The 21,939-nt window shown below is 47.2% G+C and carries 2 protein-coding genes; both read right to left on the bottom strand.

The genetic code is table 11. From position 1 onward, the window contains the following. Positions 1 to 16: 16 nt before the first annotated feature. A complete protein-coding gene (locus JF50_RS00795) occupies positions 17 to 12,061 on the bottom strand; it encodes a non-ribosomal peptide synthetase (protein WP_152614433.1) in 12,045 nt (4,014 codons plus the stop codon). Continuing rightward, complete coding sequence (locus JF50_RS00790; RefSeq protein ID WP_039607630.1) at positions 12,058 to 21,939, bottom strand: non-ribosomal peptide synthetase; 9,882 nt, start codon at positions 21,937 to 21,939, stop codon at positions 12,058 to 12,060. The genes JF50_RS00795 and JF50_RS00790 overlap by 4 nt, the downstream gene beginning before the upstream one ends.

The following is a 21,939-nucleotide window of genomic DNA, read 5'->3' as shown; positions in this document are numbered from 1 at the left end:
AACATAATATTTACATTTAACTGTGCAGTATGTAGTGATCTTCTATCTGCGTAACAAGCGCTTGCATGTCGGCCTTGTTTTGTAAAATTGATAGATGATCTCCTGCAACTTCCAGTGCAGTAAGATTCGCCACCACACGCTGCCAGCCCATGTCTAATTTCACTGCTCGCCCCTCAAACTCTTTGGTGTCTGCCGCTTTGATGATTTTAACTTTCACATCCAACAACGGCGTATCAATCACCACCTTCGACAGCAGCTGGGCTTTATATACTTGATAAAATGTTGCTAATTGCTGTGCTGACATATGCACGTCAACGTGTGAGAGCCAATCTGACAAAAGCGCAAACTTTGCCATTCCAGCCATTTGACTATAGTGCTCAATTTCATTTTGTCGCGGCGAAAGACCGAAAAATTCACATAAGTCACGTAACACAAACGTGTCAATTTGCCGCGCATCCACAGACGCGTTGGGCTGACTGGGCAGTGGAGTATCCAAAATGGTCAACGATGCACACGTGACAGCACTGCGCTGCGAAAGAAGACACAATTCATAACCTATGAATGCGCCAAATGAATGTGTCACAACATGGACTTGCTCAAACTCGCATTCAATTACTTGCAAGTAGTGTTTAGCCGTCTGGCGAATATCGCCTATCACGTCAGGGTTGTCGGCTATTAAATCTGGCTGCAAGCCATAAACAGGAATGCGTGCGTCAAGTCCATCCACCAGTTGAACAAATGACATGAGCAAACCACCTGCGCCCGCTATCAGCACCACAGGCGTAAAGCCCACTTCCCCTTGCTGTAAACACATGATGCTTGTTGGTGATGTATCCTGCTGAGACTGCGTGGCACACTGGGTGTCTATAAAATTGGCCAGCGACCGCACTGTGCTATGTTGCATCACAGCAGCTAAAGGCACCGTAATTGCTAATTGAGATTGGATCTCGGCCACCAACTGCATGACCAACAAGGAGTGACCACCGAGCACAAAAAAGTCATCGTCAAGCCCGACAAGGTCAACTTTAAGCAGCTGAGCAAATTGTGCTGCAATGCCAATCTCAAGGCGACTTTGTGGTTTTGTCTTAGCGTGAGTTTGCACGCTGAGCCCTTTTGCATGAGCCACTAACACTTTACGGTCCAGCTTACCACTGCTTGTATGCGGCAGCGCATTGATTGAGGTGATAAGTTGCGGGACCATATAACTTGGTAGCTGAGTGCTGAGTATCTCGCGCAGCGCTGATGCATCCACCTCTAGACATGGCGACTCGATAAACGCCACCAATTGCTCATTGCCACTGCTGTCTTGGCGCACCACAACCGCACAATTACCAATGCCCTCTATGGCCATCACCTGACTTTCAATATCAGCAAGTTCAATACGATACCCTCTAACCTTGACTTGACCATCTCGGCGACCTATAAAGAGAACTTCGTTGCGCGCATTCACCTTCACCAAGTCACCAGTTTTATACAGTCTCAAGCCGGTATGAGGGTCAATGACAAATGCCTCAGCGGTTTTTGTCGTATCTCCTAAATAGCCTCTCGCAAGGCCGATACCACTAATATAAAGCTCACCAGTCACATACTGAGGCAGCGGCCTGAGCTGCGCATCAAGCACATGTAATTGCAATCCGTTGACAGGACGACCTATGGCAATATCTTCATCTTGCCAATCCGTTACGTCTTGCAAGGTAGCTGAAATAGTGGTCTCAGTTGGCCCGTAAGCATTGATCAACCGTATCTGAGTACCTTGATTTTTTTGCCATGATTTGAGTGCCGCGAGCTGCATTTGCTCACCCCCAATGGTGATCAATCGCAGCGATGAGCCAAAAGCTTGAGGCGCAGCACACAGTTGATGCCAATAGGCTGTGGGCAAACTCATTAAGCTAATATCCGCATTGTGCGTTAACTCACTGAGCCTTGCTGTATCGAGCAGCTGAGATGGCTCAGCCATCACTAAAGTCGCGCCACTGAGTAAGGCGCAAAACACCTCTTCGGCAAAAACATCAAAGCTAAAGCTCGCAAATTGCAGGTAGTTATCTGCGCGTGTTATTTCATATTGCGCAGACAAGCTGCGCACATAATTAAGGATACTGCGCTGCTCTACCATTACTCCTTTTGGCACGCCTGTGGTGCCTGAGGTATAAATCACATAGCCCAGATCAGACCCTAAGCTTGCTGATTTTAAAGCGTCGCCTGAATAGCAATCTAGTTGCGCATTAACGTCATCAATTTGATAAGTGGGGCATGGTGCAGCTTGGTCTTGCCAAATGGCGCTATCCGTTAATACTAATGCGGCTTGGCACGATCCCACTATCAGCTGTTTTCTTTGTAGCGGCAATGCCGATGTCATCGGCACATACGCCGCGCCCGCTTTTAATACCGCCAAAACGGCAACGATAAGATCAGGTCCGGGCTCAATCGCAATTCCGACAATCGGCTGCGAGTCACGGTGCCCCACCTGCTCCGCCAGCCAGTGGGCGAGTCGATTACTCTGCGCATCCAGCTCTGCATAACTTAAACATGCACAGGGGCTGATATCCCCGCTCTCAAAATAGACCAAGGCCGTTTCACTGCTGTGTACAGCCGCTGTTTGCATAAATGCATCTGCGAGTGTCTCTGCCTGTGACGCAGGCTTGTCTAAAATATGTGCCTTATCAACCAATTCAAAGTTGGTAAATTCGCTCTCAATTTGCCCATGTAAGGTGTGTGATAGTGCCCATAGCTGTTGTGTCGGTTGCTCACAGACTTGTTTGAGCAACTGAGCCAACATTGATACAAAGTGCTGGCTGTGTGCTTCGCTTAGTACACTGGTTTGATAACATAGAGTCAAAGACAATTGCTTATCTTCCCCCACGACAAGGGAGAGCGGATAGTGAGTTTGATCTTGATAATCGCTACTGACGATTTCAAATGGCAAGCTCGGCCCTTGGGACAAAGGATCGGTCGGATAGTTCTCAAACACATACAGTACATCAAACAAATCTTGCTGATTATCTATCTGGCTCCACGTTTGCACATCACTTAAGCTGCTATGTGGATATTGACTGAGTGCAGTCACATTGGCTTTGAAACCCTGCAAATAGTCAGCGACACACATCTGCATATCTATCTGAGCATACACCGCTTGGGTATTAATATAAGGACCAACACGGCTGGCCATATTGCTAAGCGCAGCTGGCCGCCCTGCAACCGTTTGACCAAACATCACCTCACTGCGACCCACACAAACACTCAGCCAATAAGCGAAGACAGCTTGGATAAGTTGATTGGCAGTTAGCCCAAGCTCTGAGGCAGTTTGAGCCATCACTTGACACTGTGATTCGCTCAGTACCTGATGGTGTTCCTGATATTGCACAGATTCAGATGGTGTGGCTTTGAAACTGTCACTGATCAAAGTCGGTGAGTCCATATCGCTAAGATATGCTTGCCAAAATGCGGCCTCTTCAGTGCAGTCCCGCTGTTGTGTATGGGCAATATACTCTGCAAAGTTATCTGAGCGTATCGCCGCAGCTTGACCATCTATTCGCGCAGCATAAAAACGCAGCAGCTCACTGAATAATACCGGCAATGACCAGCCATCCATGATCATATGATGATAAGTCCAAATAAAGCCAACACGCTGCTCGGACATTAACACCAGTTGCAATCGCATACAGGATGCTTGGTTCAGCACGATACCTTGCTGATACGCTTGTTGAGCTAACTGTTCAAAACACCCCCCTTGCTCGTCCTGCCCTTGAATAGTAATCAATTCAACCGGGGGTTCTGCCTGCTTTAACACCACCTGCACTGGCTGGCCGTCAAGCGTTGTAAACGCGCTGCGCAAAATACTATGCTGCTTGATGACTTGTTGCCACGCATAGATAAACGCCTCGCAATCAAAGTCGCCAGCAAACGTAAAACAGCATTGCTCAAGGTAAGGGCTTGTTGCTTGAGCCTCCGCTTCTGCTAACTGAGTTTGAAACCACATCCCTTGCTGTAATGGGCTGAGCGGATAAATATCTGCTACGGCCTGTTCTGGGTATTGAGCGAGTAGTTGAGCGAGTCCTCGATTAGTACAGGTGGGAAGTAACTTAAAATCACTTTGCGTGTAATGACGCGTTGTTTGCTGTGAGCAATGCGTAAGTACCTCATCTATCGCGCTTTGTAATTGAGCGACAAATCCCTCAGCCGTGGCCTGAGAGATTTGCTTTGCATCAAAGTCACAGTGCATGCGCAAACACTCAGCTTGAATCGAAGACGTCAGCTGCATCGCGTAAAAACAATGATTTTCTGGTGCTATCAAGTCCCCACAAGACTCATGCACATCACTAAGTGGACCCGCACTGTGGATCACGCTATCAAGTTGACCTAGGTAGTTAAAAAACACCAATTTACTGGTGTCTATCGCCAATGCCTCTCTCACTTTTACATCTGCATGTAAGTAACGCAACGTACCGTAATCACTGGCTTTGTCTTGCACCGCAGCCAGTGCCTCTTTGGCTGCGCAGATCATATCTCCCACTGTCGTGGCATTTACAAAGAGATGCAGTGGATACATGGCAGTCAACCACCCCAGAGTCTCGCTGCCATCAATCTGGCCCTGTAATGCCTCTCGACCATGCCCTTCCATCATCAACACATGAGATTGCGCATCAGTTAACTTAAATAATGTCAGATGCACCGCGGCCAGTAATAAGGTTTGAATATGCGTACCATAAGCCGTATTGGCCTCTGTCAGTAGAGCTTGCGTCTGCGCTGTAGTCAGCTTTAATTGCAGACTGTGAACTGATACCTGTGCGGTTGTTTCTTCGCGTATGTCAAAGTATGTTTGCTTACGAGCAGCTTGCACTGCTGGCAACCAATCATCCATTTTAGCGCGATGTGCAGCATGATCTCGCAGCGCCTGCGACACCTGTTGAATACTGACTTTAGGAGGCACTAAAGAGAGGGGCTCTTCAGTAACAGTGGCGTGCAAAGCATGAGCTAAATCTTCTAATACAAGGCGCCAAGATACCCCATCGATGATCAAGTGATGGGCAATGATACACACGCGGTTTTTGTCGTCTTGCTGGCCCGTATCTGCCATGATAAAACGCACTAAAGGCGAGCCGTTAAATTGAAAACTCTGCTGCCATTGCTGACACGCATTCTGCCATGCATCCTGCCAATTGTCCGACGACCTCAGATCACATGTATGGACAACCTTAGATGCACAGAGGTCATCAATAAAACTTAGTGTATGGTTTGCCGCTACCGCCAACCGTAAACTATCGTGACGTGCAATAAGCGCTGTAATGGCTGCTTCTAATTGTCCCGCTGAGACATTTTTGTCTAGTCCCAACATCACCGCTTGATTCCAGTGCGTAGGCAATGCAAATTGCTGCTCAAAGAACCACTGCTGTGTGGGCAATAGACTCGCTTCTCCACGACCAGGCATATAAGTCACTTGATTGCTTGGCGTGCTGTCTATGCAAAGAGCAGCCTGCGCGATATGTGCACTTAACTGCGCGACACTTGGATAAGTCAACACATCAGAGACAGATAAATCAAAGCCTAATGTCCGTGCCCGAGTGGCAATTTGAATACTTAAGATTGAATCTCCGCCCATGGCAAAAAAGTCATCATCAGGCTGTAAATCAGGCCGTTTCAGTAATGTACGATAAACCTGTAATAACGCACGGCTCGACTTTGGGAGTGCCTCTTCAATGTCTCTTGAACTCGCTATTGGCACATTGACATGATGTTTTGCTTGCATGCGCAATGCGTGCTTATCCACCTTGCCATGGGCTGTGAGTGGCATCTCAGTCAACAACACATACTCTCTGGGCAGCATATGCGCTGGCAGCACACCTTGCAGTTGACCTTTTAGCTGTTTTGAGAGTGTTTGCTCACCCAACGCAGCGGTTTGACAAACAAAGGCCACTAAACAGTCTTCCGCATTACCTGAATCACACAACAAGACAGTGGCTTGCTCTACTTCAGGTAAGACACGCAGTTGGCTTTCAATTTCATCCAGCTCAATGCGATAGCCACGCAGTTTTATTTGGTCATCATTACGGCCAATATAAGCGAGTCGCCCGTTCTCAAGCTGCCTGACCAAATCCCCTGTGCGATATACTCGCATTGACTCACCAGTTGGCGCACGCCAATTAATAAAGCGCTCATTAGTGAGCGTGGCACGGCCCAAATAGCCACTTGCCAAACTGGCGCCTGCAATACAGAGCTCACCGATAGCGCCACTAGGTTGCAATTGTTGCTGGGCGTTTAAAATGAGTAGCTGGGTATTATCAATGGGCAGGCCAATATCCGGCGTTGTCACAACCGAGTCTACAAGGCCTGACGTCGCCACCACGGCGCTTTCCGTCGGCCCATAATTATTAATGAGGGTAAATGGATGCCCCGAGGTATCCACTGGCGCTAATTTATCACCACCAACCAATAAGTAACGCAATGACTGCGGGTTAAACTCGCTGTCTGCTAAAACCGCCTGCGCAACGGGTGTCGCTAAAAAACTATGGGTGACTTGGTGAATTTGCATTGCTTGCGTCAAACGCCGTGCATCACTAAAAGTCGCCTTTGGTAAAAAGACCAATTGTGCACCCGCCACTAAATAAGGCCACACCTCCCACGCCGCGGCATCAAATGCCACGCTGGCAGTCTGTGTCGCAACAGAGCGGCTACTCACGTCAAACGCACGCAGATGCCACTGGCATAAGTTCATTAAACCTTGATGGGTATTCATCACCCCCTTTGGCTGACCCGTGGTGCCGGAGGTGTAGATCACATAAGCGAGCTGCGCGGAATTTGCAGGAAGCGGCGGCAACATCGCCCCTTGAATAGACGTTAAATCGAGGGCGTCTACATCAATCAGTTGAGCCGAGCTAACATCTCTATGATTTAACAAATCAAAGCCTGAAGAGTTTGTTAGTACAAACTTACAATTACTATCTTTGGCAATAAATTGGATCCGAGACTGAGGGTAACTCGGGTCAACTGGCACATAACATGCGCCTGCTCGCATCACCGCAAGCAGTGCGGTGATCCATCGACTCCCAGCAGATAGGCAGATCATCACCCGGTCGTCATTTTGTAGCCCTTGCTCAGTTAAATACACGGCAAGCTGTTCGGCAGCTGACAGCAGCTCGCCATAAGTCATGCATGTGCCATCTCTGTCGACAAGTGCCGTTCGATTGGCACACTCGGTGTTTTGAAAGGTCCAAATAGGCTGCAGTACGCTCGGCGAGCGTAGCGCGTGTTGCTCACCACATAACATCCGTTTTTGCCATGTTTCAGTTTTTACTAATGGCAGTTCAGTTACCCGCTGATCTAGGTTTGTCACCGCCGCTGTCACCATGGCCTCAAACGCGTCAGCCAATCCCGCGATTGAATGATGAGAAAATAGGGTTTTATCATAAACCCAATTGAGCCGTATGCCATCAGACTGCTCACTACAGGTTAAGTCGAGCTCAAACTTTGCCTGACTATTGGGCTCATCCAATGCAATGACTTGTATATCGCCTAATGTCAACTCAGTGTGATCTTTGGGGTCAAACGCAAAGCTGATTTGAAATAAGCTGTGATGGCTCAGGTCTGTGTGCGGCTCACAGAGCACTGATATTTGCTCAAAAGGCACCGCTTGATGCTCATGTATCGCTAAAATTTGTGCTTTTTGCACAGCCAATAAGGATTCGAGCGTCATCTCTGATGTAAATTGCACGCGGATGGGGAGTACATTGACAAAAAAGCCAACGATGTCTTTGAGTTGAGCATGGTGACGCCCTGAAAAAGGCGAACCAATCACCACATCAGATACTTGACTGCAACGGGCAATACACAAAGAGAATAACGTGTGTAGCCACATAAAATGGCTCATCCCTAAACGCTGGCATTGCAAAGTGATATGTTCAGACAAAGCGCTATCAAAATGGCTTATGTGTGTTGCACCGAGTTGCTGAGATTTGTTGCTACGCACCCCATCCAAGGCCAGCTCATGCACCTGAGGTGCCCCTGCCAAATAGTCTTGCCAAAATGCGTGATGTGTCGCATCTTGGCACTGTGCTTGTTGCCATATTGCATAATCAAGATAGGTCACTTGTTTAGCTGCCTCACAACTCAAGCCAGCTTTAGTGCCATCGCACGCGTGTTGATATGCAAGGGCGAGGTCATCGACGATCAACCGTAAAGAATGCGCATCACAAGCAATATGGTGTACATTAATGCGTAACTTAAACTCTCTTTGCGATAACTTCAGCAAGTACACTCTGATCATCAAGTCTCGTTCAAGGTCAAATGCCTGCAAGTCATCATCGCGCTGTAGTTTTAGCCATGCAAGGGCGCTCTGCTGAGCAGACTTATCAGAGGCATCTACAACCTGCAAAAGTGGACAATAATGGGCGAGAACACGCTGATGCGGTGTGCCGGATTGATCTGTGCAGATCACTGTTCTTAAAATAGCATGGCGCTGAATCACCTGCTGCCAAGCGGCTTCAAAAGCCCGTACATTCAAATCCCCTTTAAGTAAAAATGACAAGGGAACGTGATAAACAGCAACAGCTTGCTCTGTGCTCTGAATGTTATCTAATGCCCACAACCGTTGCTGAGCATACGACAAAGGCCCCTGTGTTTGCTGTGTACACGACAATACTGGATCAACCGACGCCTCACTTACAGAGGCTTTATCAGACAATCGCTGAGCCAGTGCTTTAACACTGGAATATTGGAACAGCTCAAAAAGCACAGCATCTAAGCCAAAGTGTGCTTTTAAGTAATAACACAGCTCTACAGCAAGTAAAGAATGCCCGCCCAGAGTAAAAAAGTCGTCCTGCAAGCCAACTTCATGGGGGCATTGCAATACCGATTTGAACGCATCCGCGACTTGTATTTCAACAGGTGTGGTGGGCGCTTCAAAAGGTGCTTTATCGTTATCTATTTCAATTAAAGATAACAACGCTTTTTTATCTACCTTACCATTCACTGTCAGTGGCATCTTTGACACAGAGCGAGCAAAACTCGGCAACATAAAATCAGGTAGATTCACTTTTAGAAAGGTATTTAGCTGGGCACTTAAATCGGTAAAGTCCGCACCAGTATCTTCTGTAATAAATGCCGCAATGTAAGCCCCTTTAACTGGGTGCTGGTTGAGTACCACTACCGCTTCATCAACCCAAGGGTGCATCCTAAGCTGATTTTCTATTTCCCCCAGCTCAATACGGTATCCACGTACCTTCACTTGGTCATCAATCCGACCAATATACGTCATTTCGCCGCCCGGCAGCAGTCGTACCAAATCGCCTGAGCGATACAGCCTTTCGCTATGCCCCTTTGCTAAACTCAGCTCAACAAAACGCTGCTGATTGAGCTCTGGGCGTTGCCAATAACCCCGCGCAACACCTTCACCGCCAACATATAACTCACCAATGGCACCTTGCGGCAGCAGGCGCTGATGACTGTCTAACACATAGCTAGATGTCGTGTGGATGGGTTTACCTATGTTACTTTGACCAAGGGCGAGATCCTCATCACTGAGGCGCTTAAAGGTGACATGTACCGTGGTTTCTGTGATCCCATACATGTTGATTAACTGGCATGACGGCAACAGCTTGCGCCAGGGTTTTATTTTGCTCGGTTGCAGCGCTTCGCCACCAAAAATAACATATCGAGTTGCTGGCGGCTGAGGGGTTTCTTCCACCAGCCGTTGCATACAGCTTTGCAGCACATAAAACGCACTGGGCGTTTGGTTTAATACCGTCACACCTTCGCGAAGCAGTAGCCTAGCAAATGCCTCGGTGTCTTTTGCGGTGTGGCTATCAACCACCACGAGCTTGCCGCCAAACAAGAGCGCACCGTACATTTCCCAGACCGAAAAATCAAAGCAAAACGAGTGAAATAGACTCCACACATCTTGCTCATTAAAATCAAATAAACTTGGCTCAGTGAACAGCAACCGCACAACATGGCGATGCTCTATTTGCACCCCTTTGGGCTTGCCTGTGGTCCCTGAGGTATAAATCACATAGGCAAGGTGTTCGGGTTGTACCTCGGGTGTAACAAGTTGATGTCCTCCATACGCATCAATCGCCCTTTGCGCAACAATGCACTGCACCGCTAGCTGGGAAAACAACGCCGCGCTTTGTTCATCACACACCAGTAAACCACTGTTGATATCCGATAGGATGTATTCAATTCGCTCTGGTGGATAACTTGGATCAATTGGGACATAAGCACCGCCCGCTTTTAGAATCGCCAATAATGCAACCACCATGTCGGTGCTGCGCGTCATACTCACAGGTACCAACTGCTGAGGCTTTACGCCTTCAGCAATTAACGCACAGGCAAGCGCATCAACGCGCTGTCCAAGCTGGGTATAAGTCAGTGAAGCCGCGCCATCTGTCACCGCAATACGCAAACCTGCATGCATGATTTGCTGTTCAAGTAACGAAACGATACTGTGTTGCTGTGGCCAGCTGGACTGGCACTGCGGCTGAGAGAGCAGGTGATTGGCATGTGACTCATCCAATAAGGGCACATCCCCCACTGCCATAGTCGGGTGATTGACTATGCCTTCAAGCATCACCGTAAAGCTGCTTGCCCAATTTTGAATCGTTTCCCTGTGGTAAAGATCACTGTCATATTTCCAGTGAATAACCAATGCCTCGCCGTCAAACTGAGCGTGTAACTCTAGGTCACACTTTACCGCAACGCTGTGTGCATCTAATGCTTTGCACTCTGCCACCTCAAGCCCATTTAAAGTCAGAGTTTGCGCATCAGGTTGGGTTAATGAAAATAAGATTTGCACCACAGGATGATGACTTAAATCTCGTGTCTGCCCTAGGTGTTCAACTAGTTTATCAAAGGGGAGTGCACGATATTCCAACGCGGCTAAATTACGCGCTTTTTGCGCGGCAAACCATTGCTCACAAGAAAGCTGTTCATCAACTTCAGCATGCATCACTAAGGTGTTCACGAACAAGCCTATCAAGTGTTCCAATTGAGGGTTCTCACGCCCAAGTACTGGTGTACCAATTACCGCCCGAGATTGCTGGTTTAAACGCGCAATAAACAGCATGACACTGCTACTCAGCCACATAAAAAGTGAGCTCTGCTGCGCAGAAGATAAAGAAACTATGCGCTTTGTCAGATCATGAGACAGGCGTTGCACATAGCGTGCCCCCTGATCAGTTTGTATGGCCATTCTCGGTTTATCACTAGGCAGTGACTGGAGCGGATCCAAGCCTGCTAATTGCGATTTAAAATAAGCCAGGTGGGGCGCAAAGTCATCATCCCCCAGTTGTGCTCGTTGCCACGCCGCATAATCAACGTACTGCAGCGTTAAAGTGGGTAATTGTACCTGCAAGTTACCGAGAATGGCGTTGTAAATAGTCGCCACTTCGTGCACTAAATTCGCCATCGACGCGCCATCTGAAATGATATGATGCATATTAAAAAATAGTTGATGGTGATCCGTGTCAGACAGCACTAGAACACGTATTAACCCCCCTTTATCAAGTTTGAATACACGTGTACAAAAATCATGGATATGGTTTTCAATGTGTGTGGCTTTCTCATCATTGGGTAACTGGCTGACATCAAACCACTCAAACGGTGTATCAAAGTCTCGCATAATGCGCGCATAAGGCTTGCCATTTGATTCCTCCCCAACAAGAAACTGGCAACGTAAGCTTTCATGGCGCGCAATCACTTGTGTCATGGCACATTTTAATGCATCAACATTGAGCTTCCCTGAGATACGAAAAGAGGCAGGCATGTAATACTGTTGACCACCATGCAGCTGCTCAATAAACCATATACTCTCTTGAGCGAAACTCAGCGGCAGTAGTTCGGTGCGCGCTATCGGGCTGATAACACCATCACATGCCGTCACGGTGTGCGTTTGCTGTTGTTGAAAATAAGCCACTAAATCTGCTTTATGGGCAATAACTTTACTCTTGAGTACTTCTGGAAAGCCATTTTGTTGCCGAAAAGCTAAGCGGCCATCTTTTTCGTATAAAGTGATACCCGCATCCAGCGCTTCGGCAATGAGTGATTCAAGCGCTTGTGTCATAGTATTTATCACAGGAACATCTCCTCTGAAGAGTCGCTATCGCTATGCTGGCCTTGCTCATAAGCTGTATGGATCCGGATCCACTTGACTAAAGCGGCTATGGTAGGGCGCTCAAAAATCACCCGCATTGGCACGACAATATTCATTTGTTCCTGCATCAACCCAGCACACTGAGCTGCTAACAAAGAGTGACCACCCAAAGTAAAGAAATTATCTGTGATACCAAATTCCTTTACTGCCAATACGTTGGCAAAAATGCCATGTAAGGCTTTTTCTAATTCAGTTGTTGGCGCAACCACCTTGGTCACACCCTGACACTGCTGTGCCCATGCGCTCAATGTCTGGGTGTCTAATTTGCCATTACTGGTCAAAGGCAATTTTGCCACTTGAATAAAGCGATGCGGCAACATGTACGCTGGCAACGCTAACGCAAGTTGCTCACCGTATTGAATGCTGCGCACCTCATCTACCAACTGCGGCAATGGCACGGTTTGGCCGTCATTTTCAAGCACAATAAAGGCCTCGATATTGTCTCCTTTTTCGTTCAACAACACCTGAGCTGCTTTAATCTCTGCTTGTTGCACTAAATAGTGCGCAATTTCGTCCAGCTCAATACGATAACCGCGCAATTTCACTTGCTGATCGATGCGTCCGGCAAACCGTAATTGCATGGCATTTGATGCTTCATCAAATTGCCACTTGGCTTTATCACCGGTGCGATAAAAACGCACCGCTTGCCCTGAAGGCTGCAACGACAATGTGGCAAATTTCTCGTCTGTCAGTTCTGATTTACCTAAATAGCCATCGCTGATAGCATCACCAGACACATACAGCTCCCCCAATACACCATTTGGCACAAATTGCTGTAGCTCATCTAACACCACACAGTGGCTATAAGGCATTGCTTGACCAATTGGCACATCATGTTGACCGGAGCCTATCAGCTGATCTATCACATGACTGTCACAGCGATAAGTGCTGGTGCCTACCGTGGCCTCTGTTGGACCATATTCATTGAACCATTGTGTATTAGGTAAAAAGACATCCAATGCCTTGAGCAATTGGCATGACAATACCTCACCGCCAATGACCACTCGGTGCTGTCCATTGAATTGGCGCGTTAATGACAGCTGGCTGGCCACTTCTAACACACCTTTTAGGTGCGCAGGAGTCACTTTTAATAAATAAGACTCATGACTAAACAGGCGCTTAGCAAGCTCAGGTAACAAGGTGTCGTTGTCATCTAGCAGCTCTACCCCCAACCCCGCAAGCAACCCTCCCCATAAGGAAGTCACTGTGGCATCAAAAGCGACCGGTGTGCTTACAATCGCTCGTGACAAGGCGCAATCGGTGTACTCTCTGATAGCGAATGACAGATAGTGATAAAGATTTTGATGACTGATTTGGACACCTTTTGGCTGCCCTGTAGTCCCCGAGGTGTAAATCACATAGGCCAACGCATCAACATGCGGTTTAGGCAGGGCACCTTGATCATACGGTGTCGGCCAATCGCCATCATCGTTTGTTGAAAATAAGGTCAATGGGGATTGTGTAATAGAGTCTGACAAATTTGCCAACCCTCGTAGCAATTCATCACAACTGATCACACCCGCCGACTCGCTGTCTTGCAAAATATATTGAATGCGTGCGGCAGGCAATTTAGGGTCAATCGGTACATATGCACACCCAGCACGTAATACAGCAAGTAATGCAACCACCATATCCACGCTCGGTGATAAGCATACCGCCAGCTTGTCATCAGCCTTTACCCCATTTGCCAATAGGTGACTTGCAAAGGAGCCCGCTCGTTGCCAAAGCGTTTCATAACTAAATGAGTCACCGCCTGCGTCGATAACAGCCACTTTGTCCCTATGCATATACATGACATTTTCAAAACGCTCATGCACACATACCGGAGTATCATGCTCACAGGTATGCCCAGCCTCTTCGGCCAGTAAACGCTGCTGCTCAGGTGTTAGAATGGCTAAGCGACTTACGGGCCAATCAGGACCAGATAACGCCGCGTCGATAAGGACATTAAATGCCCCTGCCATTGCCTTAATGGTGCTTTCATTAAACAAAGCACTGCTGTAGCGCCACTCTAATTCAATCTCAGCCCCTTGCTCTATGGCATTAACCTCTAAATCAAATTTAAGGTTAAGTGACTCCAAAGGCGCTTCTTCAATATGCAGATCAGGTAAGTCAATATCAACAACATCATTGTTTTGTAGTGCAAATAAAATCTGAAATAATGGCTGGTGGCTTAAACTACGCTCAGGCTTAACCGCTTCAACTACTTGCTCGAATGGCAACGATTGATGTTTAAATGCGTCTAAAATCACTGCCTTTTGCTTAGTAAGATACTGATTAAACGTGAGGTGCTTATCAGCTTGAGCGCGAATAACCACTGTATTTACGAAAAAGCCGATGAGGTCGTTAAGTTGTTTTTGAGTCCGCCCGGCAACTGGCGAGCCAATGGCCACATCATCTGCACCACTCATGCGCATCATCAACAGCGAAAATACACTATGTAACCACATAAACAAGGTGACTGATTCAGCTTGGCAATGAGACTTAATCGCCGACGTTGTCGCTTCATCTAATTTGACTTTGAATTGCTGTGCAGCCAGAGCTTGCACTGTTGGACGGGCAAAATCGAGCGGTAGCTGGTGTATCGGTGGACAGTCAGCCAACTGCTCGCGCCAATAATCTATCGCAACTTGCTGCTTATCAGACGTAAAATGCGCTCTTTGCCAATGAGCAAAATCCGCATATTGAATATCCAGCGGTTGAGTCAGTATATGCGGCAATTGATAACCCACCTCACCTCTATGGTGGCGATAAAACGCGATAATTTCTTTGACTAAGATAGCCATAGACCAGCCATCACTGGCAATGTGGTGCATATTAAAATGTACCCAATAGCGCTGTTGAGCACGTTTTATGACGGTGACACGCAACATAACATCCTGACTTAAATCAAAGGCTTTCTGGCAAAACTGTGACTTGAGTAGATTCTCCCTCTGGCATTTTTCACGCGCATCTAACAGTGAGATATCTTCAAAGATCAAAGGCACTTCAACCTGTTCTCTGACTAACTGCTCAGGAGACTCATTACTCGCGCCTGGCAATATGATGCTGCGCAGTACTTCATGACGTGCGATGAGACTGGCCAGTGCGTCATTAAAGGCCACCAAATCCAATTCACCGCTGAACACAAAGCTGGCCGGCATATGATATTGGCTACTGCCATTTTGCAACTGATCAATTAACCATAAGCGCTGCTGTGAAAAAGAGAGAGGCAGTGTTTGTGTGCGCGATACAATGGGGATCTCATCGCCGCTGATCAGCTTGTCAAAGCTGGGCAGCGCGTCTGCTAGCGCTTGTACACTCGGGGTTTTAAATAATTGTGGTAGGGTAATATCAATTTGCAATTGTTGACGAATTTGGCTGACCAACTTAATTGCTAATAACGAGTGACCACCCAACTCAAAAAAGCTGTCTTCTAAGCCAATACTGGCTGTTGGTAACGCCGCCTGAAACAACATCATGAGCGTTTGTTGCAATGGTGTCAGCTCTTCGTGTTGCTGCGCCATCACATTGCTTTTCTCAAGGTATTGTTGCGCGGCTTCATAGGTCGATATCAAAGCCGCTTTGTCGACTTTGCCATTACGAGTTAGCGGCATGGCTGTGACAGTATGAAACGCCGCGGGGATCATATATCCTGGCAACTTCTCTGTCAGTTGCTGGCGTAACTGCCGATCACTATAATGGGGCTCTTCCTGCCATAAAATATGGGCAATTAAAGTTTGCGCACGCTCATCTACAGTCAAAGCGCAATCAACAATGCCATCAACCGCCAAAATAAACTGTGATACGGCATCTAAATCAATTCGATAGCCACGTAATTTAACTTGCTCATCAGTACGCCCAATGTAGCGTAAATACAAAGGTGCGCCGAGCTCATCAAGCTGCCACTTCACCACATCACCCGAGCGATAAGCAGGTTGTATTTGGTTCGCCATAATGGCGCGCAGTGTGAACTTTTGCGCAGTTAATTCAGCTTGATTGATATATCCCTTACTCACCATGTTACCTGCAATGAGCAACTCACCTGGCATATTACGCGCTACTGGCTGGTCAAATTCATCAACCACTAATAAAGTCGCCCCTTCGATGGGGCTACCTATGGGCGTATCTGGTGTATCCGCCAACTGAGTCAGTGGCATGGTCGCGGGGATATCAAATACACTGACCCCCACAGTACTCTCAGTCGGGCCATATTCATTGACAATGTGACAGTTCGGTAGTTTGTCTTTGAATTTAATTACTAAATCAGTTTGCAGGGCTTCTCCACCAACAATTAATCGGTGCATGGTTTCACACTTTGACTTGTCATGCGTCATAGATAAAACCGCACGCAAGTGAGCGGGAGTTAACTTAAATAATGAAGCGTGTTTTGCCCAAAGTTGATCAATTAGTTCAGGGATAAGCGATGCCCCTTGTGGCAGCATAGTCAGCATACCACCACTTATTAGTGTGGGTATGATGGCTGTTACCGTGGCATCAAATGCCGCAGGTGTACTGACCACACTGTGCAACGGCTCTGATACGACATAACTGCTTAGCGCATGATTTAGGTATCCTCGCAAATTACCGTGGCTGATCGGCACCCCTTTTGGCTGTCCCGTTGAGCCGGAAGTATAAATGATATAACAATCCTGTGCTTCTACGGGGACCTCATATGTAGGCAACTCATGAATCGTTGGCACAGTAGCTGGGTAAAGCGACAACATACCATCGTCGTCCAATACATCGTCAAGTAGTAAGAAGTCGCTGCCAGCATCGATAAGCAGCTCTGCATTGTCGCTAAGCGTCAGTGCCAACATCACATCCGCGTCAGTCACAATATGCGCTAACGTTGCCGAGGGGGTAGTCTGATGCAATGGCACGTAGACGTGGCCGGCCTTACCGACCCCTAACATAGCAATCAGCACCAAAGGCCCTTCAGGGAGTAACAATGCAATACGTGATTGCGGCTCAAACGCCATTTCTAATAAACAGTGCGCCAGCTGATTGGTTGCACGTTCAATGTATGCGTATGACCAACTCTGCGCTCTAAAGCACAACGCTGTCCGGTGCGGGTGTTGTTGCGCAATGTCACTAAATTGACTCACCCAGGTAGTCACGTCACTCGTGGTCACATCAATAGATTGACTTGCACGTACAAACGCTTGTGCAGCATCAGGTCGCCATAACAGCAATTGAGATAAAGCAATATCGGGGTTATTAAGGCATTGCTCTATCACCCATAAATACTGTTCATGAAAATCAGCGATACTCTGCGTATTCCAAAGGGCCGTATCGAATAACCACTCCACACAACACGTTTTATCATTATCAATGACGCAGACTTCCAGATCAAGTTTGGCACTGCGAGTGGTTTGCGCCATCAACTGCACATCTAAATCTTGTAATTGGAGTGTTTCATTAACTTCGGTATTGACCCGAAATACCACTTGCACCAATGGATGTATCGCCAAATTTCGCGGTACTTCTAATGCTTCAACCAACACATCAAATGGCACCACTTGATGGGATTGTGCCGCTAAAAACTGTGCTTTACTACTCTCCAAGGCCGTGCAAAATTGCGTACCAGCAGTAAACGTATCTCTCAATACCAAGGTATTAATGAAGTTCCCAATAATAGGTTCAAACGCCTGCTTTTCTCGCCCTGACACCGGCGTTGCCAGCACAATATCTCGCTGTTGCTGCGCACGACTCATCCACAGACTAAATGCTGTTTTTAACACTTGGAAGCGGGTGCAACCGTGACGTTGACAGAATGCTTTTATCATATTTTGAAGCGCTGAAGGTACGTCAAAACAAGCAAGTTCTCCCCCTTTCAGGGCCTCGTTTGACCTTGCTCTATCTGTGGGTAAGGTATGCACTTGCGGAATACCCGAGAGGGCCTCACGCCAGTAATCTATACTCGCTTGCCAATGGGCTGTTTCCGATGCTCTGTGTTGCCAATCAATGAAATCTAAATAAGTGAATTGAGGCGCCTCGATAGCGCACATGTGCTGTTCACACGCTTGATATGCAAGATTCAGTGCATCGGCCAATACTGCAATAGACCACCCATCAGAGACGATATGATGCATGGTGATCAGCAATATATGACTGTCTTGAGCGCATGTTATAAGTGACGCTCTGAGCATCAAATCTGAGCTTAAATCAAAACCACGTTTGATATCCGCCGCCACAATATCATCAATAAGATGTTGTTGATGACTGCCAGCGTACGCGGACAAATCATTATAATTAAGCACAAACACCGAATCCGCATTGTCTTTCTGATACGCTGTTCCCTCGCTATCCTGATGGAAGGTAAAACGCAACATTGGATGTGCTTGAATAACCGATGAAAACGCCCGAGTTAAACGTCCACGGTCTATCTTGCCCTCAATTTGATATGCACCTTGTAATTGATATTGCTCACTGTGACCTTGCATGTGATCAATAAACCAAATTCGCTGCTGAGCAAAAGATAAGGGGTAGCACGCTTGCTCGGGCATGTTTCTCACTGGCAATGACTCAGCCTGTTCCCCCTGTGATTCTATGCACATCGCCAACTCTGCAATACTGGGGTTAGCAAAAATATGCTTTAAGCTCAGCGATACACCGCATTGCGTGTGGATCTCATTAAGTAAACGCATAGCAAGCAACGAATGGCCACCAATGGCAAAGAAACTATGATCAATGCCAATACCTGAACACCCGGTCAAAGACGCAAAAATACCCAATAGTTGATGGTGGAGTTCAGAATCTGGTGCACGCGTCGCCTCTGACACTTCTAAACTCAAGGATTCCAGCGCTCTGCGATCTATCTTGCCATTGCCAAGCTTTGGCAGCGCTGATTGCTGGATCAAGTAGGCGGGGATCATGTGCATGGGTAATTGTTGTTTTAGCTGCTGACGGATTTGCTGTTCCGTTTGAACCAAATCCGAGTTTTTATGCTCACTCACAAAATAGCCCACCAGCACATTTTGCAGTGCGACTTGGCGACAAATCACGGCCACTTGCTGTACATGTTCAAGTGCATGTAACTTACTTTCAATTTCAGCAATATCGACTCTAAAGCCGTTAATTTTTATTTGCTTATCCAATCTGCCTAAAAATTCAATCTGGCCATCAAAATTACACTTCACATGATCACCCGTCCGATAAAAGCGACGTGCATCACACTCTGTGACTGTCAAAGTCACAAACGCGCTATCTGTGGCCTGTGGCGCATTAATATAGCCACTGGCTAAACTCTCACCGCCAATATATAACTCACCTGGCACACCAGCGGGAACGGGGAGCTGTTGTGCATCTAAAATCACAAATTGAGTATGGCTAAATGGCAACCCAACGGGCACAACTTGTTCTTTATGGGTGGTTGGGATCTCAAAAGTGCATACGCCGATGCACGTCTCGGTGGGTCCATAGTGATTAAATAATCGCGCGTCATGATTCAAATCGCGCAGCTGCTGAGTTAATTCCAAACTGAGCGCTTCACCGCCAAGTATCCATTGCTCGACCTGTAAAGCAGATTGCTGCAACCAAGGAAGTAAGGCGTGTGCAAAAGAAGGGGTGAGCTTGATCAGGTTCACCTCGTGTTGATGGCATGCTTGCACTAGATTCTCAGGTTCTGCACCATCACACAGTAAAACGCTCCCGCCCCCATTAAACACCGGGAATATCCCCGTTAGCCCTAAATCAGTCGCAAGGCCGGTTACCACAGCTGAGCGTGTATCTTGGTTGAACGTGATACGCTCAGACACGCCGGTGACATAGCTTGCCAATGCATAATGGGATATCACGGCCCCTTTTGGTTTACCAGTGCTACCAGAGGTGAACATCACATAAGCGATGTCTTCCCCTGACGGCATCGCCGGTAAGTATTGCTCTGCACTTAGCGCATATAGGCTATTGTCATCTAATATTTCCACCCCATTGGCTTTTAACGCTGCAATATGCGCAACTTTATCACTGGCACACACGATACGCTGGCTGCCCGCCTGCGACATAACTTCCAAGATACGCTCTGTTGGCGTGGCGACATCTATGGGTAAATATGCGATGCCAGCTCGCATCGCGCCAAGCATCCAGATTAGACTCTGAATATCACGTTGAACCAATAAAGTCAGCGGTGATGATGCCGGCTGATGCGCTGTGTATAACCGCCGTGCAACGCCTTCCAATTGTGTGACCAACGTGTCATAGCATATGGTGGATGGACCTTGTTCATTTTGAACATTGGTCTGGATCAAGGCAGTGCGCTCTGGGTGTCGCTGAGCGCTTTGATAGAGTCCCGCTATCACGGTCACTGGCGCCATAGTCGGTTCTATCTGCTTAAGGGATGAGACTTGCCTTGTAGAAGGCAGTGTTATTTGTCCAATTCCCTGTTCCCCCCCCTCACAAACCCAATCAATTAAAGCGATATAATCTGTGCTTAATTGCTCGATAAAGCGGCCATCAAATAGTTGTTTTGCATAATCAAAATTCAACACCACGCCACTGTTGAAATCTGTAATATTTAAAGTTAAATCATATTTAGCAGTATGATTATCCAGCGCGAATAGTTCGGCACTGACCCCATCATTGCGCACCACTGGTTCAGCGACTCCGTTGTAGTTAAATAACACTTGGAATAGCGCTGAGTGTGCGGTCGATTTTGCTAAATCTAACGCATCGATGATCTCTTCCACCGCGACACTTTGATGTTCAAGTCCCGCTTTTACCAATTGATGAGTTTCGCTAAGCACGTGTTGCAGCGACTGATGACCATCCAGTAAGTTGCGCATTGGCAGGGTATTAATAAAACAGCCGACAACCGGTTCAAATTCAGCTTGAGTACGATTTAAAACCGGCACACCAACGGTAATGTCTTCAGCTTGCCCATAGCGATACAACAGAGCGTAAAATACCCCTAAGTAACCTGCAAACGCAGTGATCCCCAATTGCTGGCAACGCAATGTAAAGCGTTGTACCTGTTCCTGTGAAAGGGAGGCCTCTAATTTTGCACCATGATATTGCTTATGCGCTTCACGTGGTGTGCTGGTCGGCAGCTCAAACACGCTGAGATCCGCTAATTGTTGTTGCCAATAACGCAAATGCTGTTGATAGGCACTGCTTTGCTGATATTTATTTTCCCAATGTACAAAATCCAAGTACTGCAAGGTTTTTTCTGTTGCACTTTGCCCTTCGAGTTCATCGATGAGAGACTGCGCAAACAAGCGAATAGACCAGCCGTCCGCAACAATATGATGCATACACACATATAACCAATAACCACGACCTTGCTCAGTTAATAAGCGCGCGCGCACTAATAACTCATTGTCTAAATCAAATTGATAAGACAATTCATCCTGTACGCAGCGAGCCGCAGACTCAACATCGGTGAGCGCGGCACACTCTTGGACTTGTAATACCAACCTCACATTCTGATTGACGTTTTGTACCGCCTCGCCATCTTGCTGCTTAAATTGACTGCGTAATATGTCATAACGCTGCAAAACCGCATTTAAGGCATTTTCTATCTGAACAGCACTATACGCCTTTGATAAGCGTAGTAATCCGGCCATATTATAAGCGCTCAGATGTGTTTCATATTGCTCTATAAACCAAATGCGCTGCTGTGCACGTGACAGCTTGCCTGACTTTTGATGATGACGCTGCATATATGCAATCAGTGCTTGCTTATGAGCCCTTATCAGCGCTAACTTTTGCGGGGGTATCTCACGTTGCCGACTTCTGAGCTTCAAACGCCCATCTTGCACATATACAAAAATGCCTTGGCCATCTAACTCGGCCAATAAAGTTTCAATCGCTGAATTTTCCAT

The organism is Pseudoalteromonas luteoviolacea, from assembly GCF_000814765.1.
GTDB lineage: Bacteria > Pseudomonadota > Gammaproteobacteria > Enterobacterales > Alteromonadaceae > Pseudoalteromonas > Pseudoalteromonas luteoviolacea_H.
This window is presented reverse-complemented; position numbering and strand designations above follow the sequence as displayed.

Excerpts from the sequence above, each read along its gene's own strand:
- JF50_RS00790 (WP_039607630.1), bottom strand. The coding sequence starts at position 21,939 with ATGGAAAATTCAGCGATTGAAACTTTATTGGCCGAGTTAGATGGCCAA.